The sequence below is a fragment of the Alicycliphilus denitrificans genome (genome assembly GCF_044792555.1).
Lineage (GTDB): Bacteria > Pseudomonadota > Gammaproteobacteria > Burkholderiales > Burkholderiaceae_C > Alicycliphilus > Alicycliphilus denitrificans_A.
Genome location: NZ_CP126238.1, coordinates 3,525,627 through 3,551,606 on the forward strand (window position 1 = coordinate 3,525,627; position 25,980 = coordinate 3,551,606).

A 25,980-nucleotide genomic window follows, 5' to 3' on the forward strand; every position below is an offset into this window, starting at 1 on the left:
GAACGCCGGCATCTTGCCGGCATCAAGGCCCCAGCGTCGCCGGCCACCCCCCCTGCCCCCAGAGGGGAGGGAGTTAGGTAGCGACTGCCTGAGGTATATCAACAAACAGAAAAAAACCGGCAAAACCCTTGCCGATCAAGCGTTAACAGCTATTCTTTCAGAAGCGCGGCATGCCGCCCATACCGGGCAGGCCGCCCTTCATGCCGCCCATTTTCTTCATGAGCTTCATGAGGCCGCCGCCCTTCATCTTCTTCATCATGCCCTGCATCTGCTCGAACTCGTTGAGCAGGCGGTTGACCTCCTGCACCTGCACGCCGGCGCCATTGGCGATGCGCTTCTTGCGCGTGGCCTTGATGAGTTCGGGCCGGCGGCGCTCTTGCGCCGTCATGCTGCAGATGATGCCTTCCTTGCGGCGGATGTCGCGCTCGGCCTTGTCCATGTCCATCTGGCCGGCCTTGGCGGTGAGTTGCGCGGGCAGCTTGTCCATGAGGCTGGACAGGCCGCCCATTTGCTTCATCTGCTGCAGCTGGGCCAGAAAGTCGTTCAGGTCGAAGCCGTCGCCGCTCTTGACCTTGGCGGCGAGCTTTTGCGCCGCCTCCATGTCCACGCCGGCCGTGACCTGCTCCACCAGGGCCACGATGTCGCCCATGCCCAGGATGCGCCCCGCGTGGCGCTGGGCGTCGAACACCTCCAGGCCGTCGATCTTCTCGGACACGCCGGCAAACTTGATCGGTGCGCCGGTGATGGCGCGCACCGACAGCGCCGCGCCGCCGCGCGAGTCACCGTCCAGTTTGGTGAGCACGATGCCGGTGAGCGGCAACGCCTCCTTGAAGGCGCGGGCGGTGTTCACCGCGTCCTGGCCCTGCATGGCGTCCACCACGAACAGGGTCTCGACAGGGTTCAGCACGGTATGCAGGTCCTTGATTTCCTGCATTAAGAGCTCGTCGATGGCCAGGCGACCGGCGGTGTCGACCAGCAGCACGTCGAAGTAGTGCTTCTTGGCGTAGTCCAGCGCGGCCAGGGCGATGTCGCGCGGCTTCTGGTCGGGCGTGCTGGGGAACCATTCGGCGCCGGCCTGCCGGCTCACGGTCTTGAGCTGCTCTATGGCCGCGGGGCGGTACACGTCGCCGGAGACGGTGAGCACCTTCTTCTTGCGCTTCTCGATCAGGTGCTTGGCCAGTTTGGCCGTGGTGGTGGTCTTACCCGCCCCCTGCAGGCCGGCCATCAGGATCACGGCGGGCGGCTGCGCGGCCAGGTTGATGTCGGCCACGCCCTCGCCCATGGTGGCGGCCAGTTCCTGGTTGACGATGCCCACCAGCGCCTGGCCGGGCTTGAGGCTGCCCAGCACCTCCTGGCCCAGGGCCTTTTCCTTGACGCGAGCGATGAAGTCGCGCACTACGGGCAGGGCCACGTCGGCCTCCAGCAGTGCCATGCGCACCTCGCGCAGCATGTCCTGCACGTTGGATTCGGTGATGCGGGCCTGGCCGCGCATCTCCTTGACGAGACGGGTGAGTTTTTCGGTGAGTGCGGAGGCCATCGTGCCAAGTGCTCCAGATGCATCGGCTAAAGGCTGCACCGCCTGCCGACGGCCCGGCCCTGGGGACCAGGAGCGAGGGGCTAAACTTCAAACCTATGATTTTACTCAGTGCTTCCCCGTCGGCATGGCTGCTGGCCTTGGTGACCGCTGCCGCCTATGCGCTGGGCGCGGCCGTGGCCTCGCGCAGGGAAGGGGGGCGCAGCCACCTGGCGATGGCGCCGGCCTGGGCGCTGCATGCGCTCAGCCTCGCCTGGGGGCAGCTGGGCAGCACGCCTCATTTCGGCTTTGCCGCCGCGCTGTCGATGACGGCCTGGCTGGTGCTGACCATTTATGCGCTGGAGCGCGAGCTGTTCCCGCAGATGCGCACGCGCTGGATTCTGGGCGCGCTGGGCGGTGCGGCCGTGCTGCTGGCGGCGCTGTTCCCGGGCCGGCCGCTGCATGTGCCGGCATCGCCCTGGCTGCCGCTGCACCTGACGCTGGGCATTGCCTGTTATGGCCTGTTTGCCGCCGCCGTGGTGCACGCCTGGCTCATGAGCCGCGCGGAGCGGCAGATGCGCCTGGCGGCCCAGCTGCACGGCAGCCTGCCGCTGCTGACGCTGGAGCGCCTGACCTTCCGCTTCGTGCGCTGGGGCTTTGTGCTGCTGTCGGCCACGCTGGTGGCGGGCTGGCTGTTCAGCGAGCAGCTCTACGGCCGCGCCTGGCTATGGGACCACAAGGCGGTGTTCTCGGTGCTGGCCTGGGTCACCTTTGCCGTGCTGCTGCTGGGCCGTGCGCGCTTTGGCTGGCGCGGGCGCAGCGCGGTGCGGGTGCTGTATGCGGGGGCCATGCTGCTGCTGCTGGCCTATGTGGGCTCGCGCTTCGTGCTGGAAGTGGTGCTGGGGCGAGTGGGATAGGCGAGCCATGAAATACCTCATCGTGCTGGCGGTGATCGCCGTCGTTTATGCCCTGTGGCGCAGCCAGCGCGGCACCGCTGCACGCCGGGGTGGCACCCCACGCCCGCGCATTGCGCCACCGCAGGACATGGTGCGCTGTGCGCAGTGCGGCGTGCACCTGCCCCAGGGCGAGGCCCTGTGGAAAGATGGGCGCAGCTATTGCTGCAGCGCGCACCGGGATCAGGGGCCCGCCTGAGAGGCTGAGAGTCTTTTGCCCATGGCACGCAGCATGCCCTTAGCCACCGCCCACGCGGCAAGCCGCCAGCCCTTTCAGCGCCTGTGGAAGACCTTCTTGACGGCACGCGTCATGGTGGCGCTGGCCCTGGTGCTGCTGCAGCTGCTGACTATGGCACTGAGCCAGGCCAGCGAACTGGCGCCGCTCGGTATCAGCCTGGGCTATCTGCTGGCCACGGTACTGCTGCGGATAGTTGCAGCAGGCGTGCCGCCCGCCCCGCAACCGGGCATTCATTGGCTGCCTTCGATCGGTCTGGACATCGCCCTCATCGCCCTGCAGCAACTGCTGCACCAGTCGGGCAGCATGAACTTCACGGCCTTGTTTGGCCTGCCCATCCTCATGGCCGGGGTGCTGGGCACGCTGACGCTGGCCCTGGGGACTACCGCGGGCGTGACCCTGCTGCTGTTGGCCTGGTCCTGGTGGCTGGGCGAGCACGGCGGCGGCGACGCCGCCCAGCGCTACCTGCAGGCGGCATTGACCGGCACGGGCTATTTTCTGGTGGCCTACCTGGTGCACCAGCTGGCCTCCAGGCTCACCAGCGAGCAGCAGATGGCGCAACGCAGCCGGATGGATGCGCGCACGCAAAGGGCCGTGAGCGCGCTGGTCATGCAGCATCTGGCCGATGGCGTGCTGGTGCTGGATCGCCAGGGCCAGGTGCACCTGGCCAATCCGGCGGCCCTATTGCTGCTGGGCCCGGATGCCAAGACCACCCTGCCCTTCATGCTGGCCCACGCTCAGGCCTGGAAGCCGCTGATGGAGCTGGCGCAATCCTCGTTCGCGCAGGCGCAGCCCCAGCATGCCGACGTCAACATCCTGCACGAGGGGCAAAGCCCCATGGGGCTGCGCATACGCACCTGGCTCACGCATACGCCGGGCGCGGCAGGCGCCATGGACGAAGAGCCGCTGTGCGTGATGTTTGTGCACGACCTGCGCGAGATGGAGGCACGCCTGCGCACCGAGAAACTCGCCTCCATGGGGCGCATGTCGGCCGCGGTGGCGCACGAGATACGCAACCCGCTGGCGGCCATCGCCCAGGCCAATGAGCTGCTGGCCGAGGATTTGAGCGATCCGGGCCACAAGCGCCTGAGCCACATGATTGCGCAGAACGCCGATCGCTTGGTGCGCATCACCGAGGACGTGCTCGACATCGCCCGGGTGCAGCACCAGATCGGCTATACGCCCTCGTCCATGCTGGCGCTGGACGCCACCGCAGCGCAGGTCTGGCGGGACTGGCAGGCCCACGACCCGGCGCGCCGCCAGGGCCGGCTGCTGCTGCATGCGGGCGCCGCGCAGGTGGAGTTTGATGCCGAGCACCTGCGCCGCGTGCTGGTCAACCTGCTGGACAACGCCCTGCGCTACAAGGGGCAGCAGGCCGACTCGCTGCTGCTGAGTACGCGCGCCCCGGCAGACGGGCCGATCGGCCTGCAGGTCTGGAGCGACGGCGCGCCACTGGACAAATCGGTGGAGCGCCACCTGTTCGAGCCCTTCTTCTCCTCGGAGAGCCGTTCCAGCGGCCTGGGCCTGTACATTTGCCGCCAGCTGTGCCAGCGCCATGGCGCCACCATCGGCTACCAGCGCAGCACGCGCATGCTCGATCGCGGCGCAGTGGCAGGCAACGCCTTCACGGTGAGCTTTCGCAGCACCACCCGCCCCGCCGAAACCGGCTCACTGTTTGACACCATCGTGGTCTGAGAAACCCGGATTCAAGATGACTCAAGTAGTGATGTCTGTTGATGCGCATGGCCACGGCATGGAATGTCTACAGGGCCCGTCATCCCCGCGAAAGCGGGGATCCAAGTGCTACCCAAGCGGTCGCTTCGTCGCCGCTGTGGATTCCCGCTTTCGCGGGGATGACGGCGGTTTTCTCTTCAACAGAAAAAGCTACTTGAGCCTTCAGGATTCATGAACGCTACCGCCGCCTGCATTCTTGTCGTCGATGACGAACCCGACCTGCGCATGCTCTATGAGCTGACGCTGCTGCGCGAAGGCTATCGCGTGGAGACGGCGGGCAGCGTGGGCGAGGCGCGCGAGCTGCTGCAAAGCCAGACCTTCGACGCCGTGATCACCGACATGCGCCTGCCCGACGGTTTGGGCATGGAGCTGCTGCATGACCTGCGCGAGCAGCAGCGGCCCGAGCGCTGCGTGGTCATGACGGCCTACGGCTCGGCCGAGAACGCCGTGGAGGCGCTGCGCTCGGGCGCCTTTGACTACCTGACCAAGCCCGTGGACCTGAAGCAGTTCCGCTCCGTCGTGGCCTCGGCCATACAGGGCACTGGCGGGGTGCTGCCGGCTGCCAAGGCGAGCCGTGTCGGCCTATCCGCAGCCCCCGATGCAGACAACCCGGTGCTGGCGCGCCTGATCGGCGAATCCGAGGTCATGCGCAATGTGAAGCAGCGCATCGCCAAGGTGGCGCGCAGCATGGCTCCGGTGCTGATCCACGGCGAATCCGGCACGGGTAAGGAGCTGGTGGCGCGCGCCCTGCATGCCAGCAGCCAGCGCGCCGGCGGCCCGCTGGTGGCGGTGAACTGCGGAGCCATTCCCGAGAACCTGCTCGAGGCCGAGTTCTTCGGCGCGCGCAAGGGTTCCTACACCGGCTCTGCCAGCGACCGCGAGGGCTACTTCCAGGCCGCACGCGGCGGCACGCTGTTTCTGGACGAGATCGGCGACCTGCCGCTGGCCATGCAGTCCAAGCTGCTGCGCGCCATTCAGGAGCGCAGTATCCGCCCGCTCGGCTCCACCCAGGAGGAGACGGTGGACGTGCGCATCGTCAGCGCCACGCACCGCGACCTGGCGGCCGACGTGCAGGCCGGGCGCTTCCGCCAGGATCTGTACTACCGACTGAACGTGATCGAGCTCGTGATCCCGCCGCTGCGCGAGCGGCGCGAGGACCTGCCGGCGCTGTGCCAGGCGCTGCTGGCCCGCATCGAACAGGAGTCGGGCTTCACCGTGCCGCGCCTGAGTGACGCCGCGCTACAGCGTATCGCCCAGCATCCGCTGACGGGCAATGTGCGCGAGCTGGAAAACCTGCTGCACCGCGCCGTGGCCCTGAGCGACGGGCATGAACTGCAGGTAGAGCACCCCGCCGCCACCGCCGTGCCAGATGGCGCCACAGCCCCGGCGTCACCCACGCCATCGATGGCAAGCGCGCAGACCGGCACGCACCCGGCGCCGCTGCCCAGCGACCTGCAGGCCTGGCTGGACCAGCACGAACGCGAGATTCTGGTGCGCACCCTGCGCGAGACGGGCTTCAACCACACGGCCACGGCGACACGCCTGGGGCTAAGCCCGCGCCAGGTCCGCTACCGCATCGAGCGCCTGCGCATCGCCATGTCGCAGGGCGACGACAAGCATGGTCAGGCGCAGTAGGCCGGCTGCGCCATGGCGCGGCGGCTGGTATCTGCCTGCGCGCCCCATGCACTCGCCCAACCACGGCGAGCGGCCGGCCGGCGCCGTCGTCGACCTGATCGTCGTGCACTCCATCAGCCTGCCGCCGGGTGAGTATGGCGGCACGGCGGTGCATCAGCTGTTCACCAACCGCCTCGACTGGGATGCACACCCCTATTTCCGGCAGATCCGCGGGCTGGAGGTTTCGGCCCATTTCTTCATCGCTCGCGGCGGCCAGCTATGGCAGTTCGTGGATACCGACCGCCGCGCCTGGCATGCCGGGCGCTCGCACTACCGTGGACGCGACGCCTGCAACGACGATTCGATTGGCGTGGAGCTCGAAGGCCTGGAGGGCCAGGAGTTCGAGGAGGCACAGTACCGCGCCTTGACCGGCCTGTGCACCGCGCTGTCAGGCCGCTATCCCATCCGCTACATCGCCGGCCATGAGCACATTGCGCCCTATCGCAAGAACGATCCTGGCCCCGGGTTCGAGTGGCGGCGGATGCGCTCGGCCTTTGCCGGTTCAGGCATCGTTTTTCCACCAGCAGCGCAGCCATAGGCCTTGACCGCTGGCGGGCTAAGAGCGCTGCAAGCGCGCGCCACCATTGAGGCGCACCATCACCGGCCCCATGCGGCAAACCCTGGCGGCGGTTTCGCGCTTTCGGCGCTACGTTCTCGCAAAACATCCCATACGGATATACACTACCTATAGTGTCTTTTACCATTAAGACACCACATATATAGTGTGCAAACTTCCCAAGCCGACGGCCTGCGACAAGTGCCCGCCGGCAGTTTTTGCCCGGTGCGCACCACCTTCCAGCAACACCCCCAACAGAGGATTCCATGCCAGCTGCATCCATTCACGCTGACTCCATTTCGCCCCCTCAGGCCCTTGCCGCGGGGGTACCCATGCCGGCCAGCGCATCCAGCACCCTCAGCCACTACCAGATCATCCGGCGCAACGGCGCCGTTGTGCCCTTTGAGCCACAGAAGATCGCCGTGGCCATGATGAAGGCCTTCCTCGCCGTACACGGCACGCAGGGCGCCGCCTCGGCCAGCGTGCGCGAGGTGGTGAACCAGCTCACCCAGGCGGTGGTGCGCGCGCTGATGCGCTCGCGCCCCAGCGGGGGCACCTTCCACATCGAGGACGTGCAGGATCAGGTGGAGCTGGGCCTGATGCGCGGCAGCCACCACGAGGTGGCGCGCGCCTACGTGCTGTACCGCGAGCGCCGCACGCAGGAGCGGGAGCAGAAGAAGGTGCAGCTACACCCCCAGATGCCGGCGCTGTACGTGCAGGACCATGGCCAGCGCGTGGAGCTGGACGTGCTGCGCCTGCAGGCCCTGATCGAGTCGGCTTGCGCCAACCTGGGCCAGGACGTGCAGGCCGCACCCATCGCCGCCGAGACCCTGCGCAACCTGTACGACGGCGTGCCCATGGACGAGGTCTACAAGGCCTCCATCCTAGCGGCGCGCACCCTGATCGAAAAGGACCCCGGCTACACCTACGCCACGGCGCGCCTGCTGCTGCATACCATCGTGCGCGAGGTGCTGGGCCAGGGCGTGCAGCCCGCCGAGATGCAGGCGGCGTACACGGGCTACTTCCCGGGCTTCATCCAAAAGGGCGTGGATCACGAGCTGCTCAATCCCGATCTGCTGTCGTTCGACCTGCCGCGCCTGGGCGCCGCCCTGAAGGCCGAGCGCGACCAGCAGTTTGACTATCTGGGCCTGCAGACGCTGTACGACCGCTACTTCCTGCACGTGAACAAGACGCGCATCGAGCTGCCCCAGGCCTTCTTCATGCGCGTGGCCATGGGCCTGGCGCTGCGGGAGGCAGACCGCAATGCCCGCGCCATCGAGTTCTACGAGCTGCTCTCGTCGTTTGACTTCATGAGCAGCACGCCCACCCTGTTCAACAGCGGTACGCTGCGCTCGCAGCTGTCTTCCTGCTACCTGACCACGGTGCCCGACGAGCTCAGCGGCATTTACGAATCCATCAAGGAAAACGCCCTGCTGTCCAAGTTCGCCGGCGGCCTGGGCAACGACTGGACGCGCGTGCGTGCGCTCGGCGCGCACATCAAGGGCACGAATGGAGAGTCGCAGGGCGTGGTGCCGTTCCTGAAGGTGGTCAACGACACGGCCGTAGCCGTGAACCAGGGCGGCAAGCGCAAGGGCGCCGTCTGCACCTACCTGGAGAGCTGGCACCTGGACATCGAAGAATTCCTGGAGCTGCGCAAGAACACCGGCGACGACCGGCGCCGCACGCACGACATGAACACGGCCAACTGGATTCCCGACCTGTTCATGAAACGCGTGCTGGACAAGGGCCCGTGGACGCTGTTCTCGCCCTCGGACGTGCCCGAGCTGCACGACCTGTACGGCCAGGCCTTCGAGCGCGCCTACACCGCCTATGAGGCCAAGACCGACAGCGGCGAGATCAAGCTATTCAAGCGCGTGCCCGCCGTGGACCTGTGGCGCAAGATGCTGTCCATGCTGTTCGAGACCGGCCACCCGTGGATCACGTTCAAGGATCCCTGCAACATCCGCTCGCCCCAGCAGCATGCGGGCGTGGTGCACTCCAGCAACCTGTGCACCGAGATCACGCTCAACACCAGCGACAGCGAGACGGCCGTGTGCAACCTGGGCTCGGTGAACCTGGCACGCCACATCAGGGATGGGCGCATAGACCACGACAAGCTGCGCCAAACCATCACCACGGCCATGCGCATGCTGGACAACGTCATCGACATCAACTACTACGCCGTGGACAAGGCGCGCGACGCCAACCTGCGCCACCGTCCCGTGGGCCTGGGGCTGATGGGCTTCCAGGATGCGCTGTACGAACTACGCATCCCCTATGCCAGCGACGCGGCCGTCGAATTCGCCGATGCATCGACGGAGGCTCTGTGCTACCACGCCTACTGGGCCTCGACCGAACTGGCCCGCGAGCGCGGCCAATACTCCAGCTACCAGGGTTCGCTATGGTCCCGGGGCATCTTGCCGCTGGACTCGCTGGAGCTGCTGGCGCGCGAGCGCGGCGGCCATGTCGAAGTGGACCGCAACACGCGCCTGGACTGGAAGGCTTTGCGCCAGAAGATCGCCCGTGACGGCATGCGCAACTCCAACTGCGTGGCCATAGCGCCTACGGCCACCATCTCCAACATCGTGGGTGTGGATGCGTCCATCGAACCCTCGTTCGGCAACCTGTCGGTCAAGTCCAACCTGTCGGGCGAGTTCACCGTCATCAATCAGTACCTGGTGCGCGACCTGAAAAAGCTCGGTCTGTGGGACGACGTGATGCTCATGGACCTGAAGCACTTCAAGGGTTCGCTGCATGCGATCGACCGCGTGCCGCAGGACATCAAGGCCCTGTACTCCACGGCCTTCGAGGTCGCGTCCAGCTGGCTGGTGGAGGCCGCAGCCCGCCGCCAGAAATGGATAGACCAGGCCCAGAGCCTGAACCTCTACATGGCCGGCGCCTCTGGCAGGAAGCTCGACGAGACCTACAAGCTTGCCTGGCTGCGCGGCCTGAAGACTACCTACTACCTGCGCACGCAGAGCGCTACGCATGTGGAGATGAGCACCGTGAATACGCGCCAGCTCAACGCGGTTTCAGCGGGTGCCGAGCCTCAGTCCAACGCGCTCGATGCGGCAGCGGCAGTGCCTGCCACAGACGTGAAGTTCTGCGCCATCGACGATCCGGGCTGCGAGGCCTGCCAGTGAAAAACGCACATCGGCGGACTGGCGCATGTTCATGCGCCTCGCTCGCTGGTGTGGTGGAGCAACAAATCACGGCGCAGCAACGCTTCAGTGCTTTTCATTTTGGAGCACTGCTTCCATAATCCAGCCACGGGAAATCCTATGCTTACCTGGGACGACGAAGTCAAGCCCTCATCGCGAATACTCTTGGATGGCAGCCTCGCAAACGGCCGCCCGGTTGAGTCGCCGTCAATGGCTTTCAAGCCCCCCGCGCTGCAGCCCAGCACAAGCGCCGCAGCCCCCCGGCCCCGCCGCGTGGCCGCGGTCGATAAACGCATCATCAACGGCCAGACCGATGTGAATCAGCTGGTGCCGTTCAAGTACAAGTGGGCCTGGGAAAAATACCTGGCCACCTGCGCCAACCACTGGATGCCGCAGGAAATCAACATGACGCGCGACATCGCGCTGTGGAAGGACCCGAACGGCCTGACCGAGGACGAGCGCCGCATCGTCAAGCGCAACCTGGGCTTCTTCGTGACGGCCGATTCCCTGGCCGCCAACAACATCGTGCTCGGCACCTACCGCCACATTACGGCGCCCGAGTGCCGCCAGTTCCTGCTGCGCCAGGCCTTCGAGGAGGCCATCCACACCCACGCCTACCAATACATCGTGGAGTCACTGGGCCTGGACGAGGGCGAGATCTTCAACGCCTACAACGAGATCCGCTCCATCCGCGAGAAGGACGAGTTCCTGATCCCCTTCATCGAGGCGATCATGGATCCGAGCTTCAAGACCGGTACGCCCGAGAGCGACCAGACGCTGCTCAAAAGCCTGATCGTGTTTGCCTGCCTGATGGAGGGCCTGTTCTTCTACGTGGGCTTCACGCAAATCCTGGCCCTGGGCCGGCAGAACAAGATGACGGGCGCGGCCGAGCAGTACCAGTACATCCTGCGCGACGAGTCCATGCACTGCAACTTCGGCATCGACCTGATTAACCAGCTCAAGCTAGAAAACCCGCAGCTGTGGACGCCCGAGTTCAAGCAGGAGGTCACCGCCCTGTTCCACAAGGCCGTGGACCTGGAATACCGTTACGCCGAGGACACCATGCCGCGCGGCGTGCTGGGCATGAACGCCTCCATGTTCAAGGGCTACCTGCGCTACATCGCCAACCGCCGCGCCACGCAGATCGGGCTGGAGGCGCTGTTTCCGAACGAAGAAAACCCCTTCCCCTGGATGAGCGAGATGATTGACTTGAAGAAGGAGCGCAACTTCTTCGAGACGCGCGTCATCGAGTACCAGACCGGCGGCGCACTGTCCTGGGATTGAATCCCGATTGACCTAGCCATGATTTTTCAACCACGCTCCTCGCACTCTGCGCCCAACGGCGCTGCGGCGCTGGAGCGTCCCCGCATTCGTGGTGACGAGCATTGTGTCGTTGCCATGGATCGCTCCGCGCCCAATGCAGGCGCAGAGTGCTCTCTGCAAATCGACCCAAGGAGAAAATGATGGCAACTGCGAAGAAACCCGCTGCAAAAAAGGCAGCCCCTGCGAAGAAGGCTGCAGCACCGGCCAAAAAGGCTGCGGCACCCGCCGCCAAGAAGGCCGTAGTGGCGAAGAAGGCCGCTGCGCCCGCGAAAAAGGCTGCAGCACCCACCGCCAAGAAGGCCGTAGTGGCGAAGAAGGCCGCTGCGCCCGCCAAGAAGGCTGCAGCACCCGCCAAGAAAGCCGCCGCACCGGCGAAAAAGGCTGCGGCACCCGCCGCCAAGAAGGCCGTAGTGGCCAAGAAGGCCGCTGCGCCCGCCAAGAAGGCTGCAGCACCCGCCAAGAAAGCCGCCGCACCGGCGAAAAAGGCTGCGGCACCCGCCAAGAAGGCCGTAGTGGCCAAGAAGGCTGCGGCACCCGCCAAGAAGGCTGCCGTGGCCAAGAAAGCCGCACCAGCCAAAGAGACCGTGGCACCCGCCAAGAAGGCCGTCACGGTAAAGAAGGCGCCTGCCGCCAAGAAGGCCGCCGCCAAAGCGCCCGCCGTGGCGCCTACGCCTGCGGCGCAAACCACGCTAAATCCCCAGGCTGCGTGGCCTTTCCCCACGGGTGGCAAACCGTAAGGCCCAGGCAATCACCGCCATGCTCCCCGGTGCTTGCACCGGGGTTTTTTGATGCTCTGCCCCTCGCAGATCAGTCGGGCGTGAAATCCAAGACGTAGTTCTGTGGCCCACGCTGCGCGATCTTCTGCGCGCCAAGACGGTTACCCAACTCTGCACAGCGCACCAGAGACCAGCCCTTCTCCAGGCCATACAACAGCCCCCCGCGCCAGGCGTCGCCACAGCCCGTGGGGTCGACCACCTGGGTGGGTTTGACCGGCGCCACCCGGGTGCTGGAGCCCTGCTCCCAAACCTCGCAGCCCTCGGCACCCAGCGTGACGATCAGGCCGCGCACTTGCTGCGACAACTCGGCCAGCGTCCAGCCCGTGCGATCGCACAGCATCCTGCCCTCGTAGTCGTTGACGGCAATCCAGCTGGCCTGCGCTATGAAGCGGCGCAGTTCGTCGCCATTGAACATGGGCAGGCCCTGTCCCGGGTCAAATACGAAGGGAATGCCCGCCGCGACGAACTCCGCGGCATGCTGCAGCATGGCATCGCGCCCGTCCGGCGCAATGATGCCGATCTGCACCCCGGCATCCGGTTCTATGCGGTTGCGGTGCGCCTGCATCATGGCGCCCGGATGAAAGGCCGTGATCTGGTTGTTGTCACGGTCGGTCATGATCATGGCCTGGGCGGTATAGGTGTCGTTCACCGTTCCCACGAAGCCGGTATCTATGTCCAGCTGCCGCAGCCGCGCCAGATAGTCGCCGCCATCGGCGCCGAGCATGGCCATGGGTTTGGGTTCGCCTCCCAACAGCTTGAGGCTGTAGGCAATGTTGCCGGCGCAGCCACCAAAGTCGCGGCGCAGCGTGGGCACGAGGAAGGACACGTTCAGGATATGCAGTTGCTCGGGCAGTATCTGCTCGGCAAACCGCCCCTCGAACGTCATGATGCTGTCGAATGCCAAGGAACCGCAGATCAGCGCAGCCATAGGGTCAAAGATTTAAATTGAGATATTTCAGGGGTAAAAAGCCAGCAAGCGATACCCGGCAACCCGGGAGGCCTCCAGCATGACCTGCATCGGCACGGTGCCGCTCCAGACAGCGCCCGGCGCTAATTGCGCAGGCGCACCCAGCTCATTGCGCAGCAGCACGCGGCGCAACAGTGTCTCATCATGGGCGTCGGTCAAGGTCAATTCCAGCGCCGGCATGGCTACCGTGAGCGTCGAGTTGTTCTTGATGCCCATCTGCAACTGGTAGGCCGAAGCACCATGGCGAGCCTTCAGAAAGGACGAACTGTCGATGACCAGCGCATCAATGCGCCTAGGCGGCTGCAGAGTACATTGCAAGGGTTGACAGAGTTGCTCCATCAGGGCTTGCGCTGCCGGGCTGCGCGCGACGATCGCATCACGCTCCTGCAGCACCATCTGCATGCCCAAGGTCAGCACCAGCATCAGGCCCGCCAGCACCAACCCGCCGCGCACCAACGGCCGTTGCCAAAACGCGCTGCGCCGGGCGGCCTTGACGAACTCAGGTTCTGCGGGCAAAGCGGCAACAGCTGCCTGCGTGCTGCCAGCCATGGCCGCAGCAGAAATGGGCGCCACCTCCTCGGCAGGGATAGGCTCGGCTTGCAGCGATTCAAGCTCCTGCTGCGCCGATGGTGCCACCGGCTCGTCGCTTGCTTCTGCTTCTGATAGAGCCGCAGTCAGCTCCGGCGATGGGGCTTGCACTGCATCCTGAACGACGGTCTCAGGCTCGGCCTGAACATCATTGGAGGCATCCGGCGGCCAGATGGAATCGCCGTGTTGCGCACCAGGCAGCTCATAGCCCGGTATTTCTTGCTGCAACGAGCCCAAGCTGGCCTCAGGCTCAGGCTCAGGCTCAGGCTCAGGCTCAGGCTCAGGCTCAGGCTCAGTCAGTACCGCACGTTTGAGCAAGGATGACAAGGGAGTGAAGCCTTGATTGCCGCCGGTATGGGTAAAACCGTCCACGCGGCCGTCCATGTCCGCACCAGCATCACTCTCTGCATTGGCACCCACGGGGGCCTCGACCAGGAAGGCTGGCACAGACGGTACGGGTGGCCCGGATTCAGCGGCGATGGGGGGCGCCTCGGACTGGTCGGTAGCATCGGGTGGGGGCTGCGACTCTGACGGCAGTGGCTCGTGCCCGCCAAGCAGCAGGTTTTCGGATGCATTAAACACTTCCTTGCATTGTCCGCAGCGCACCCAGCCATCGGATATCCGCAACTGATCGGCGACCACCTTGAAGGTCGTTGCACAAAAAGGGCAGCGGGTGATCTGGCTCATCGGCTGTGGATTGTAGGCGTGCGCCCGAGCAGCACCCAGCCTCGCCTCAGCGGCGCGCGGTCATCAGGATCCAGCCATCCTCGCTGTCGGCCACCTGCAGGCGCAGCCACGGTGCATAAGCCTCCTGCAACTCCTGTGCCTGGCGCTCCAGGATCCCGGCCAGCACCAGATGCCCGCCCTCGGCCACATGGGCACACAGCAAGGGCGCCAGCACCTTGAGGGGCATGGCCAGGATGTTGGCGATGACGGTCTGGTACTGCCCCTGCGCCTGATCGGGCAAGCCGGCTTTCAGCTGCACATCATTGGCCTGTGCATTCTCAACCGTGGCCTGCACGGCTGCGGCATCGATGTCCACCGCGTCGATGTCCTCGGCACCGAACTTGGCCGCGCCTATGGCCAGAATGCCCGAGCCGCAGCCATAGTCGAGCACGCGGCCCAGCTTCTGGCCGCCATCCCCCTCACCACACTGGCGTGCAATCCAGCGCAGGCACATGCGCGTGGTGGGATGGGTGCCCGTGCCAAACGCCAGGCCCGGATCCAGGCGTATGCTGCGCCTTGCGGCGGCGGGCAGTTCGTGCCAGGTCGGCACGATCCAGAAGTCGGGGGTGATCTCCACAGGGTCGAATTGCGACTGAGTCAGGCGCACCCAATCCTGTTCCTGCACGGCAGCAATGCCCAGCACGCTGCAGCCCTCGAAAAAATCCTGCGCCTGTAGCAGCCGCACGGCCTCTTGGGCTGCCTGCTCGGTGGCAAACAATGCCGTGACGCGGCTGCGCAGCCAGCCTTCGCGCGGAGCGGGCATGCCGGGTTCGCCAAACAAGGCCTGCTCCGCATCGGTCTGAGCGTCGGCATCCTCGACCGATACGCTCAGCGCCTCCAGGGCGTCGAAGGCATCGCTCAGGGCCTCCACCCGGTGTTCGGGACATAGCAGGCTCAGCTCAAACATGGGACATACCTCCGCGTCATGCAATCAAAGAAAAAATGCCGGCATCTGTCACCAGAAGCCAGCATTGCCATGCCTTTGGGAAAGCATCAGCGCTTGCGCTGCGCCAGCCACTCTTCCAGGTAATGGATGTTGGTGCCGCCAGCGACGAACTTGGCATCCACCAGCAGTTCGCGGTGCAAGTCCACGTTGGTGTTGATGCCCTCGATCACCGTCTCGGACAACGCCGTGCGCATGCGCGCCAGCGCCTGCTCGCGCGTATCGCCGTGCACGATGATCTTGCCTATCATGGAGTCGTAATTCGGCGGCACGTAGTAATTGGTGTAGGCATGCGAGTCCACGCGCACACCCGGGCCGCCCGGCGCATGCCACATGGTGATGCGCCCCGGCGAGGGGATGAACTTGTAGGGATCCTCGGCGTTCACGCGGCATTCGATGGCATGCCCCTGGATCTGTATCTGGCGCTGGCTGAAGGGCAGCTTCTCACCGGCCGCTACCATGATCTGGGTGCGCACAATGTCCACGCCCGTGATCCACTCGGTGACCGGATGCTCCACCTGCACGCGGGTATTCATCTCGATGAAGTAGAACTCGCCGTTCTCGTACAGGAACTCGAAGGTACCCGCACCACGGTAGCCAATCTTCTTGCAGGCCGCGACACAGCGCTCGCCAATGCGCTCGATGAGCTTGCGCGGGATGCCAGGTGCTGGCGCCTCTTCGATCACCTTCTGGTGGCGCCGCTGCATGGAGCAATCGCGCTCACCCAGGTACACGGCATTGCGATGCTTGTCCGCCAGCACCTGGATCTCGATATGGCGCGGGTTCTGCAGGAACTTTTCCATGTACACGGCGGGGTTGCCGAAGGCCGCACCGGCTTCCGCCTTGGTCATCTGCACCGCATTGACGAGGGCGGCCTCGGTATGCACCACGCGCATGCCTCGACCACCACCACCACCGGCGGCCTTGATGATCACCGGATAGCCGATGGCCTTGGCAATCCGGCGGACCTGCACCGGATCGTCCGGCAACTCGCCGTCCGAACCCGGGACGCAGGGCACGCCGGCCTTGATCATGGCCTGCTTGGCCGACACCTTGTCACCCATGGTGCGGATGTTCTCGGGCGTCGGGCCTATGAACTGAAAGCCACTCTTCTCCACGCGCTCGGCGAAATCGGCGTTTTCCGACAGGAAACCATAGCCTGGATGAATGGCCTCGGCGTCGGTCACCTCAGCCGCCGAGATGATGGCCGGCATATTGAGATAGGACAGCGGCGAGGGTGCCGGACCTATGCACACAGCCTCTTCGGCCAGCTTGACGTACTTGGCGTCGCGATCGGCCTCGGAATAGACCATCACAGCCTTGATGCCCAGCTCGCGGCAGGCGCGTTGAATGCGAAGGGCAATCTCCCCTCGATTCGCAACCAGGATTTTCTTGAACATAAGCGCTGACCCGCTTTATTCGATCACGAACAGCGGCTGGCCGTATTCGACCGCCTGGCCGTTCTCACCCAGTATGCGTGTGACGGTGCCAGACTTGTCGGCCTCGATCTCGTTGAGGATCTTCATGGCCTCGATGATGCAAATGGTGTCGCCTTCCTTGACCTGGCTGCCCAACTCGACGAAGGGCTTCGCGCCCGGGCTGGAGGCCCGGTAGAAGGTGCCCACCATGGGAGACTTGACGGTATGCCCGGCAGCCGCAGTGGGAGCCGGCAGCTCCGCCACAGGAGCGGCTACAGGTGCGGGGGCAGCAACAGGCGCCGGAACGGGAGCAGCGACAAACTGCTGTACCACGGCCGTACCGCTCTTGACGATGCGGACCTTGCCCTCGGCTTCAGTGATCTCGAGTTCGGAAACATTCGACTCGGAGACCAGGTCAATGAGGGTCTTGAGTTTTCGCAAATCCATGGGAGCTCCAACGGCTAAAAAACGGAATGGTGGGCGAATTTACCCTAATTTCGATGTACATCATCGAAATCACTACAAAAGCCACCATCTCCATTGATGATACGCAGCCTTTAGAGGCTTTTGGCCCAGCTCTGCAGATCCTGCGCCGTCAACTGTCCTATTTTACGCCTCGAAATGCTGCCATCTGCCGCAAACATCACCGTGAACGGCAGCCCCCCCTTGTCATTGCCCAACCCGCGCGACAGCTCGGTTCCACCCAGCCCGCCCAGCACCACGGGGAAATCCAGCGGCATGCGCTGCAGAAATTTTTGCACGTTGCCGGGTTGATCAATCGCCAATCCAAGGACTTGCCAGCCTTTTGCACGATTTTCATCATAAAAAGCGTTGAGCAGGGGCAGCTCCTGTACGCATGGCGGGCACCAGGTGGCCCAGAAGTTCAGCAGCAATGGGCGCCCACGCATGGAGGCCATGCGCAGCGTCTCGCCGCCCAGCCCCTCGAAGCTGGCATCCCAGAAAACAGCGTGCGAACCTTCTTGCACCGCACCGACCCGCAGGCGCCAAGCGGCCAAGCCTGCGCCACCCAGGCCAGCCACGGCCCCTGCGCCCAACAGCAGCCAGCGCCGGCGCAGGGCTTGTGCTCTCACCTGTGAAGATTCCGGATCGGTGCTCAAAGACGAATGGTTCATGGAATTGAAATGGAGGCGGGAGATGGAGTTTGCGGCAACAACCGGCGCACGGCGTCCATATCACCCCGCGGCATGCGGCCACGCGCATCGGGGCGCAGCGCCCCACGCAGGTCATCCAGGTCATAAATCAACAGGTGCACGCCGATTTCCTCATTCAGCGCGCGGCAGTGGCTGCTCAGGCTAAGCACATCGACCAACTCGCCACGCATGCCCTTGACGCTGCCGGGTTCGTAGTTCACATGGCGGTCTATGAGCGCGATTTCGGCAGACTTTGGATCATCGCAGAACAGTGAAATATAAATGTCGGACAGGCGCGTGGCCGTACCATGCCAGACAGCACCGCCCAAGTAGGGACGAAAGGCCTGCATGCGCTGCATCCACACCAAGGCCAGTTCGCGCAGGGCGTGAAGCTCAAGGGGCTGAGTATCGGCGCAAAACAAACCCAGGTACTCGCGCACCGCATCCTCGATCCGACCGTTGTCGGGAAGCGGTGTACGCGCCGGCAGGCCCAGTTCCTTGAGGGCCCGGCGCTTGGCCGGCCCCCAGTCCAGCCCCTCCTCGACCACCAGGCGGGCTGCAACATTGGCAATTTCGGCAGTGAGGGCGTTATCCATGGCAGAGGTGATACTTGGAATATGCACCGCATTGTGAATCCACCCCTCCGGCATGCCGCACCAATGGGAACAGAAACCTCAGCAGCAAAGCCAGAATCAGCACGGATCGCCGGCCAGTAAAAGCCCCTATGCCTGCCCCAGCCTCCTGGGACAAAATAGCCGCGGTGCCAAAACAGCCAAGGAGGCTGATGTGAAAGCCGCTCGTTCCATGATGCTGGCGTCCATTTTGACGTTACTGCTGTCAGGCTGTAGCGAAGACTCCTTGAAGGCCGGGCAGGAATCCATGCAAAAGCAGGACTACGCGGCCGCTGTCATCCATTTCAAAAACGCGGTTCAAGATCAGCCCAACTCGGTTCAAGCACGCCTCGCCTTGGCGGATGCACTGGAACGGGTCTTCGACCCCATAGGCGCAGAGCAGCATTTGCGCAAGGCCATTGACCGCGGCGGCAATCCGGACGAACTCGTGCCACGGATAGTGGTGCTGATGCTCGAGCGCGGCGAACTCGAGGCCATCATTCGTGAGTTCAAACAGCGGCGGCTCGATTCGCCAGCGGCCGACAGCATCCTGCGTGCGCTGGTGTCCATTGCCTACGCCAGCCAGAAGCAGCTCGCCCTGGCAGAAGCACAGATCAAAGACGCCCGCAGCGACACCACCGCCATGAGGCTGGCCAAGGCCCAGCTGTTCATGATGAATGGCAAGCCCGACAAGGCCTTGGCCGAACTCAAGGATTTGCCCGAATCTGACGCGGCTTCTTGGTGGTCACTCAGGGCCATCGCCCGCATTTACACGGCGTTGGGCGACCAGGCCAGCGCGCTCAAGGCCATACAGCGTGCCCATGCCGCCGCCCCTTGGCACCACGGCGTCATCGGTGAATATGGAGAAGCATTGATCACATCGGGCAAGCCCGAAGAAGCCGCCCCTTTACTGCAAAAGCTACGCGCACAAGCACCCAATTACTTCTGGACGCACTACCTCAATGCCATCGTGTTGTCGCGCGAGGGGCGCACAGAAGAAAGCCATGCCGCAGCGCTCAAGGTGCTGGCGGTGTCGCCAGACCATCTGCCCGCAGTGCTGCTGGCCGCCACAGCAGAACTCCAAAAGGGTGACTTGCAGATGGCCGACAGCCGGCTTGGAAAGATTCTCCAGCAGCATCCTGACTCATTGCCTGCGCTTCAATTGCAGGCGGCAACCCAACTGCGCCTGGGAAGAGTCAAGGAGGCGAGCAACTCCATCCGCCACGGACTCAGCATGCGGCCCGGCGACCTGCGGCTGCTGTCCCTCAGGGCCGATGTGGAATTGCGCGAGGGCGACCTGCAGAAGGCGGCCGCCACATTGGACGCCCTGGTGGCCGCCAGCCCGAACGATGCACACAACCTGCTGCGGCTGAGCGAGATCCGTTTGCGTCTGGGCCAGAAGAACGTCGCCACGGCACTCCTGGACAAGGCGATGGAAGCAGGCCAGGACAATCCCGCCATGCGCGATCAGATCCTGGCCCAGGCCCTCAAACGAGGCGATATCGCCCGGGTCCGCCACCTGGCAAATCATGCGCTGCAGACACGCCCCCAGGATCCCCAGTCACATTTGAGCCAAGCCGCGGCGTTAGCTGCGCAAAAGGACATGGCAGGCGCCTGGCGCGCGACGCTGGCGGCTCTTGACCTGAAACCCGGGTTCGATGCAGCATTGCGCGCCCTTGCCGGCATGGCCCGCGAGCCCCAACAACACGAGGAATTGCTCGCACGCTATGCCCGCGCAATAGAGTCGCGCCCGCAATCCCCCCACACCTACCTGACCTACGCCGCCTTGCTGGCCGCCGCCCCCAAGCCCCCCCGGGACAAAGTGGTGCAGGTGCTGGAACAAGGCCTCGCCAATCTGCCCGCGGCCACGCCCCTGCGCGCCGCCCTGATCGAGGAGCAATTGCGTGCCGGCAACCCCGATGCGGCAATGACGACTGCACAGTCTGGCGCCGCCAACAGCAATGCGCCGGCAGAGGCCGTCGCCTTGCTTGCCAGCACCTATGACCGCCTGGGCAAGACAGAACTGGCCGCCGAAAGCTACCGCAACCTGGTCGCCAACCACCCCCAACGCGCCGACTGGCGCCTCAAACTGGCCGAGATGGAGTTGGCCGCAGGACGAAAAAACGACGCCAGCACACTATTGCGTGGCTTGATTGCGGATCGGCCCTTTGACAGCACGGCCTACATTGCTCTGGCCAACATGACAGCTGCCGACAACCTGCCAGAGGCATTGACCATTGCGCGCGACCTTGGGGAGCGCACGCCACACAAGCAAGCGGCAATGCTCCTGGAAGGGGACGTGCTGGCACGCGCAGGGAAAAATGAGGAAGCCCTGAAACAATTTGCCGCGGCATCCAAGGCGGGTGCCGAACCAGCAGCCAGTTTGCGTGCCATTGCGGTGCTGGACAAAACGGCCCAGCGGCCCGCAGCCGACGAGGCACTGTCTGCCGCCCTGCGCAAGCACCCGAACCATGCCGAAGTGCTGGCGTATGCGGCGCAGCGCGCCCTGGGACAAGGCCAACCGGAGAAAGCCGTCGAATGGCTGGGAAAAGTGGTCGCACAAAACCCACGCAATCCGATTGCCCTGAATGAACTGGCTTGGGCGCAAATTCAGGCACGTCATCCCCAGGCCCTGGAAAACGCCCGCAAGGCTGCGCAATTGCTGCCCGACGACCCCACAGTGCTGGACACGCTGGGCCTGGCACTGGCGCAGGCGGGCCAACACCAGTCAGCCATCACCACACTGCGCACCGCCGTACAGCTGGCGCCCACCAAGCCGTCGGCCCGTCTGCACCTGACCGAGCAATTGCTGGCCGCGGGCGATCGTCAGGAGGCGCGCGCCATGCTGGCGCAGTTGAACGCCGGCAAGCTGAACGCTGCACAGCAGGCAGAGCATGCCCGGCTGGGACAGCTGCTCTCCAAGTGAGCCGGCACGCCATTTCCCTGCATGCCGGACAAGGACGGCGAAGAATTGCTTCATAGAATCTCTGCCCATGCATATTCACATCCTGGGCATTTGCGGCACCTTCATGGGCGGCCTGGCCGCCCTGGCCCGCGAGGCCGGCCACCGCGTCACCGGCTGCGACAGCGGCGTCTACCCCCCCATGAGCGACCAACTGCGCGCGCTGGGCATCGAACTCATCGAAGGCTATGGTGCCGAGCAGTTGGCCTTGCAGCCCGACATGTTCGTGATCGGCAACGTGGTCAGCCGCGCGCGCCTGGCCGATGGAAACCCGAAGTTCCCGCTGATGGAGGCCATTCTCGACGCGGGCGCACCCTACACCAGCGGTCCGCAGTGGCTCGCCGAGCATGTGCTGCAAGGCCGCCATACGCTGGCCGTGGCCGGCACGCATGGCAAGACCACCACCACCTCCATGCTGGCCTGGATCCTGGAATGCGCGGGCCTGACGCCCGGTTTCCTGGTGGGCGGCGTGCCCATGAACTTTGGCATCTCGGCCCGCCTGGGCGCACATGCCGCCGGACAGGAGCGGCCGCTGTTCGTGATCGAGGCCGACGAATACGACACGGCGTTCTTTGACAAGCGCAGCAAGTTCGTGCACTACCGCCCACGCACCGCTGTACTGAACAACCTGGAGTTCGACCACGCCGACATCTTTGACGACCTGGGCCAGATCGAGCGCCAGTTCCACCACCTGGTGCGCACCGTGCCGCCCTCGGGTCGCGTGGTGGTCAATGGGCTGGAGGAAAGCCTGGCGCGCGTACTGCACACCGGCTGCTGGAGCGGCGTGGCCAGCTTTGGCGCCACCGTGAGCGACTTCTGTGCGCGCGGCGAGCCACATGATTTCGAGGTGCTGCGGCAAGGCCGGGTTGTGGCGCGCGTGCAGTGGGCGCTGAGCGGCATGCATAACCAGCTCAACGCACTGGCCGCGATCGCCGCCGCCGAGCATGTGGGCGTGGCGCCCGAGCAGGCGGCCGAGGCGCTGGCGCGCTTTGAGAACGTCAGGCGCCGCATGGAGCTGCGCGGCACGGTAGCGGGCATCCGCGTGTACGACGACTTTGCCCACCACCCCACGGCGCTGCGCACCACACTCGACGGCTTGCGCAGGCGCTTAGGATCCGAGGCGCGCATCCTCGCGGCCTTCGAGCCGCGCAGCAACACCATGAAGCTGGGCACGATGAAGTCGCAACTGCCCTGGGCCCTGGAGCCGGCCGACCTGGCCTTCTGCCACACGGCGGGACTCGATTGGGACGCGGCCGAGGCGCTGGCCCCCATGGGCGAGCGCGCCTGCACGGCAGCGGACATCAACCAGCTGGTGACGCAGCTGGCGACGGCGGCCCGGCCGGGCGATCACATCGTGTGCATGAGCAACGGCAGCTTTGGCGGCATCCACGCCAAGCTGCTCGATGCTTTATCAAAAAGATAGCTTAAGACGCTTGCCTGCCAAGCGCCAGAAGCCGTTTTGACTCACATAATTAAAAAGTGACGGCCATGGCCGCCACGTCCACGCGCACCACGGGCCGGGCCAGCGCGGCCACGGTAGCGCGGGCGAACTGGGCCGACCAGGCCGGGTCGGCCAGCAACTTGGCGCCCGCGGCGCTGGCCACGGTGAGCACCTTGTCGGCCAGCAGCACCTTGCCGCTGGCGCGCAGCGGCTCGCATTCCAGGCGCACGAACTCGTCATCCAGCCAGCGGCGTGCCTCTTCGTGCGTCAGGGCGGGTGCGCCTTCGGGGTTCAGGCGGAATTCCTGGCCGGGCGACAGGGTGACCAATACTTCGCTTTGCATATGCTGTCTTTCTTGACGTAGGTGGTGATTTGCGGGCGCAGCTTACACCGAACGGCGGGCCTGCACTGCAGATGCCAGCTCGGCCAGGCAGGCCACTGAATCGTCCCAGCCCAGGCAGGCGTCGGTGATGCTCTTGCCGTATTCCAGCGCCGCGGGATCGTCCTTGCCGGGCGTGAACTTCTGCGCCCCGGCCTTCAGGTGGCCCTCGATCATCACACCGAACACGCTGCGCGAGCCGCCCGCGATCTGCGCCGCGATGTCACGCGCCACATCGCGCTGGCGCTCGTGCTGCTTGTTGCTGTTGGCGTGGCTGCAGTCCACCATGAGCGTGGCCGGCAGGCCCGCGGCCGCCAGGTCCTTGCAGGCGGCGGCGACATGGGCGGCGTCGTAGTTGGGCGCCTTGCCGCCGCGCAGGATCACATGGCAGTCCTTGTTGCCGGCCGTGCGCACGATGGCCACCTGGCCGTTCTTGTGCACCGACAGGAAATGGTGGCCGCGGCTGGCGGACTGGATGGCATCGGTGGCGATGCGGATGTTGCCGTCCGTGCCGTTCTTGAAGCCGATCGGCGCCGAGATGCCCGAGGCCAGCTCGCGGTGCACCTGGCTCTCCGTGGTGCGCGCACCGATGGCGCCCCAGCTGATCAGGTCGCCGATGTACTGCGGCGAGATCACGTCCAGGAACTCGCTGCCCGCCGGCACGCCCAGGCGGTTGATGTCGATGAGCAACTGGCGCGCGATGCGCAGGCCCTCGTCGATGCGGTAGCTGCCATCCAGGTAAGGGTCGTTGATCAGGCCCTTCCAGCCCACGGTGGTGCGCGGTTTCTCGAAGTACACGCGCATCACTATTTCCAGCTGGTCCTTGTACTGCTCGCGCACCGCTTTCAGCTTTTGCGCGTATTCCAGCGCGGCCACCGGGTTGTGGATGGAGCAGGGACCGAGGATGACCAGCAGGCGGTCATCCTCGCCGTTCATGATGCGCTGGATGCTGCGACGCGTGTTGCCGATCAGCGACTCGACCTCGGTACCGCGGATGGGAAAGAAGCGGATCAGATGTTCGGGAGGGGGAAGCACGGTGATGTCCTCGATGCGTTGGTCGTCGGTCTGGCTGGTTTTCTCGACGTTGGGATACCAGGCTTCGTGGCTGGAGGCGGGTGCAGTCATGGTGTGGTTCTCGCGGGTTGATGGTCAGGGCAGGCTCAGAAACAAAAAAACCGCCGGGCTTTTCAGCAGCGGCGGTTTTCAGGAGAAGGGGCTCGGTCAGGGTGCGCGTGTACCTCTCTCATCCGCCATGGATAGAGAACCAAAAGTAAAAATAAAACGCGCTATGGACCGACATGGTTTTCAATGTAGCACGATTTGCGGCGCTGCAACAAAACCATTTTGTTGCCATGGCACCACAACACGGCCGGTCACGCCGTGCCTCCCACGGTGATGCCGTCGATGCGCATAGTCGGCTGGCCCACGCCCACGGGCACGCTCTGGCCCTCCTTGCCGCAGGTGCCCACGCCGCTATCAAGGCGCATATCGTTGCCGATCATGCTCACCCTCTTGAGCGACTCGGGGCCGCTGCCGACTATGGTTGCGCCCTTGACGGGATAGAGGATCTTGCCGTCCTCCACCCAGTAGGCCTCGCTGGCCGAGAACACGAACTTGCCGCTGGTGATGTCCACCTGCCCGCCGCCGAAGTTGGTGGCGTACAGGCCCTTCTTGATGCTGGCGACTATTTCTCCCGGGTCCTTGTCGCCACCCAGCATGTAGGTGTTGGTCATGCGCGGCATGGGAATGTGGGCGTAGCTCTCGCGCCGGCCGTTGCCCGTGGGCTTCACCCCCATCAGGCGTGCGTTCATGGAGTCCTGGAGGTAGCCCTTCAGGATGCCGTCCTCGATGAGGACGTTCTTCTGCGTGGCGTGGCCCTCGTCGTCCACGTTCAGCGAGCCGCGCCGGTCGGCCAGCGTACCGTCGTCCAGCACCGTCACGCCCTTGGCCGCCACGCGCTGGCCGATGCGGCCGCTGAAGGCGCTCGAGCCCTTGCGGTTGAAGTCGCCCTCCAGCCCGTGGCCCACGGCTTCGTGCAGCAGCACGCCGGGCCAGCCGGGGCCGAGCACCACGGTCATCTCGCCCGCAGGCGCGGGGCGCGACTCCAGGTTCACCAGGGCGGCGTTGACGGCTTCGTCCACATACTGCGCGATCTGCGCATCGCTGAAGTAGGCCAGTCCGAAGCGCCCGCCGCCGCCGGCCGAGCCCACCTCGCGGCGGCCGGCCTGCTCGGCAATGACGGTGATCGACATGCGCACCAGCGGGCGCACGTCGGCCGCCAGCGTGCCGTCGGCACGGGCCACCAGCACCACGTCGTACTCGCTCGCCAGGCCCGCCATGACCTGCACCACGCGCGGGTCCTTGGCGCGGGCGCGCTGCTCGGCGCGCTCCAAGAGCTGCACCTTGGCCGTGCTGTCCATCGAGGCGATGGGGTCGATGTGGGGGTAGAGGGATCGGCTGGCAGCTATTTTTTTGGTAGCTACTCGCGCTTTACCACTCTTGGCCAAAGCCGAAATTGACCGCACAGTGCGCGCCGCGTCGAGCAGCGATGCCTCGGAGATGTCGTCGGAATAGGCGAACGCCGTCTTCTCGCCGCTGACGGCGCGCACGCCCACGCCCTGGTCGATGGAGAACGAGCCGGTCTTGACGATTCCCTCCTCCAGGCTCCAGCCCTCGCTGCGCGTGTACTGGAAGTACAGGTCGGCGTCATCCACGCGGTGCGCACGGATTTCCGCCAGGGCGCGGGAGAGGTGGGATTCATCCAGACCGAAGGGCGTGAGCAGCAGCTCACGGGCCAGGCCCAAGCGTTCGATGGTGGGTTCGCGGGAGATCATGCGGGCGATTGTAGGCAGGCCCCCATATCCCCGCC

Annotated in this window: 21 protein-coding genes; 10 read left to right on the plus strand and 11 right to left on the minus strand. The window is 65.0% G+C overall.

Annotated features, from left to right (window positions below):
• Positions 1-157: 157 nt before the first annotated feature.
• Positions 158-1,537: a signal recognition particle protein gene (ffh, locus tag P7644_RS16765; RefSeq protein ID WP_404300374.1), complete on the minus strand. Its 1,380-nt coding sequence runs from the start codon at positions 1,535-1,537 to the stop codon at positions 158-160.
• A gap of 95 nt (positions 1,538-1,632) precedes the next feature.
• Here ffh and P7644_RS16770 point away from each other — a divergent pair, with 95 nt between their 5' ends.
• The 8 genes from P7644_RS16770 to P7644_RS16805 all read left to right on the plus strand — a co-directional run bounded on the left by P7644_RS16770 (position 1,633) and on the right by P7644_RS16805 (position 11,886).
• Positions 1,633-2,430, plus strand: a complete 798-nt coding sequence (locus tag P7644_RS16770) for an inner membrane protein YpjD (RefSeq protein ID WP_404300375.1) — start codon at positions 1,633-1,635, stop codon at positions 2,428-2,430.
• Between the two features lie 7 nt (positions 2,431-2,437).
• Positions 2,438-2,665: a PP0621 family protein gene (locus P7644_RS16775; protein ID WP_404300376.1), complete on the plus strand. Its 228-nt coding sequence runs from the start codon at positions 2,438-2,440 to the stop codon at positions 2,663-2,665.
• Between the two features lie 33 nt (positions 2,666-2,698).
• The gene (locus P7644_RS16780; protein WP_404300377.1) at positions 2,699-4,396 is read left to right on the plus strand and encodes a sensor histidine kinase; all 1,698 of its coding nucleotides are present in this window, start codon (positions 2,699-2,701) and stop codon (positions 4,394-4,396) included.
• A gap of 210 nt (positions 4,397-4,606) precedes the next feature.
• Positions 4,607-6,070, plus strand: a complete 1,464-nt coding sequence (locus P7644_RS16785) for a sigma-54-dependent transcriptional regulator (protein ID WP_404300378.1) — start codon at positions 4,607-4,609, stop codon at positions 6,068-6,070.
• Complete coding sequence (gene ampD / locus P7644_RS16790) at positions 6,054-6,647, plus strand: 1,6-anhydro-N-acetylmuramyl-L-alanine amidase AmpD (RefSeq protein WP_404300379.1); 594 nt, start codon at positions 6,054-6,056, stop codon at positions 6,645-6,647. Before P7644_RS16785 ends, ampD begins: the two co-directional genes overlap by 17 nt.
• Positions 6,648-6,997: 350 nt before the next feature.
• Entirely contained in the window at positions 6,998-9,808 is a 2,811-nt protein-coding gene (locus P7644_RS16795) for a ribonucleoside-diphosphate reductase subunit alpha (RefSeq protein WP_404303238.1), read from the plus strand.
• A 138-nt stretch (positions 9,809-9,946) separates the two neighbouring features.
• Positions 9,947-11,110 (plus strand): ribonucleotide-diphosphate reductase subunit beta, encoded by a 1,164-nt coding sequence (locus tag P7644_RS16800; RefSeq protein WP_404300380.1) that lies wholly within the window; start codon positions 9,947-9,949, stop codon positions 11,108-11,110.
• 179 nt (positions 11,111-11,289) lie between these two features.
• Positions 11,290-11,886, plus strand: a complete 597-nt coding sequence (locus tag P7644_RS16805; protein ID WP_404300381.1) for a histone — start codon at positions 11,290-11,292, stop codon at positions 11,884-11,886.
• 70 nt (positions 11,887-11,956) lie between these two features.
• Here the strand turns inward: P7644_RS16805 and P7644_RS16810 are convergent, their stop codons facing one another.
• The 7 genes from P7644_RS16810 to P7644_RS16840 all read right to left on the minus strand — a co-directional run bounded on the left by P7644_RS16810 (position 11,957) and on the right by P7644_RS16840 (position 18,314).
• Complete coding sequence (locus P7644_RS16810; RefSeq protein WP_404300382.1) at positions 11,957-12,853, minus strand: carbohydrate kinase family protein; 897 nt, start codon at positions 12,851-12,853, stop codon at positions 11,957-11,959.
• A gap of 27 nt (positions 12,854-12,880) precedes the next feature.
• The gene (locus P7644_RS16815) at positions 12,881-14,167 is read right to left on the minus strand and encodes a zinc-ribbon and DUF3426 domain-containing protein (RefSeq protein WP_404300383.1); all 1,287 of its coding nucleotides are present in this window, start codon (positions 14,165-14,167) and stop codon (positions 12,881-12,883) included.
• A gap of 46 nt (positions 14,168-14,213) precedes the next feature.
• Complete coding sequence (gene prmA, locus P7644_RS16820) at positions 14,214-15,113, minus strand: 50S ribosomal protein L11 methyltransferase (RefSeq protein ID WP_404300384.1); 900 nt, start codon at positions 15,111-15,113, stop codon at positions 14,214-14,216.
• A gap of 86 nt (positions 15,114-15,199) precedes the next feature.
• Complete coding sequence (gene accC, locus P7644_RS16825) at positions 15,200-16,549, minus strand: acetyl-CoA carboxylase biotin carboxylase subunit (protein ID WP_404300385.1); 1,350 nt, start codon at positions 16,547-16,549, stop codon at positions 15,200-15,202.
• A gap of 15 nt (positions 16,550-16,564) precedes the next feature.
• The gene (gene accB, locus P7644_RS16830; protein WP_404300386.1) at positions 16,565-17,014 is read right to left on the minus strand and encodes an acetyl-CoA carboxylase biotin carboxyl carrier protein; all 450 of its coding nucleotides are present in this window, start codon (positions 17,012-17,014) and stop codon (positions 16,565-16,567) included.
• A gap of 110 nt (positions 17,015-17,124) precedes the next feature.
• Complete coding sequence (locus P7644_RS16835) at positions 17,125-17,700, minus strand: TlpA disulfide reductase family protein (protein ID WP_404300387.1); 576 nt, start codon at positions 17,698-17,700, stop codon at positions 17,125-17,127.
• Positions 17,697-18,314 (minus strand): hypothetical protein, encoded by a 618-nt coding sequence (locus P7644_RS16840; protein ID WP_404303239.1) that lies wholly within the window; start codon positions 18,312-18,314, stop codon positions 17,697-17,699. Before P7644_RS16840 ends, P7644_RS16835 begins: the two co-directional genes overlap by 4 nt.
• A gap of 211 nt (positions 18,315-18,525) precedes the next feature.
• Here P7644_RS16840 and prsT point away from each other — a divergent pair, with 211 nt between their 5' ends.
• Both prsT and mpl read left to right on the plus strand, forming a co-directional pair.
• Positions 18,526-21,255 (plus strand): XrtA/PEP-CTERM system TPR-repeat protein PrsT, encoded by a 2,730-nt coding sequence (gene prsT, locus P7644_RS16845; RefSeq protein ID WP_404303240.1) that lies wholly within the window; start codon positions 18,526-18,528, stop codon positions 21,253-21,255.
• A 67-nt stretch (positions 21,256-21,322) separates the two neighbouring features.
• A complete protein-coding gene (gene mpl / locus P7644_RS16850) occupies positions 21,323-22,714 on the plus strand; it encodes a UDP-N-acetylmuramate:L-alanyl-gamma-D-glutamyl-meso-diaminopimelate ligase (RefSeq protein ID WP_404300388.1) in 1,392 nt (463 codons plus the stop codon).
• 49 nt (positions 22,715-22,763) lie between these two features.
• Here the strand turns inward: mpl and P7644_RS16855 are convergent, their stop codons facing one another.
• The 3 genes from P7644_RS16855 to tldD form a co-directional block, all read right to left on the minus strand.
• Positions 22,764-23,075, minus strand: a complete 312-nt coding sequence (locus tag P7644_RS16855; RefSeq protein WP_404300389.1) for a hypothetical protein — start codon at positions 23,073-23,075, stop codon at positions 22,764-22,766.
• Between the two features lie 42 nt (positions 23,076-23,117).
• Entirely contained in the window at positions 23,118-24,236 is a 1,119-nt protein-coding gene (locus P7644_RS16860) for a 3-deoxy-7-phosphoheptulonate synthase (RefSeq protein ID WP_404300390.1), read from the minus strand.
• A 248-nt stretch (positions 24,237-24,484) separates the two neighbouring features.
• Positions 24,485-25,945: a metalloprotease TldD gene (gene tldD / locus P7644_RS16865; RefSeq protein WP_404300391.1), complete on the minus strand. Its 1,461-nt coding sequence runs from the start codon at positions 25,943-25,945 to the stop codon at positions 24,485-24,487.
• Positions 25,946-25,980 lie beyond the last annotated feature (35 nt).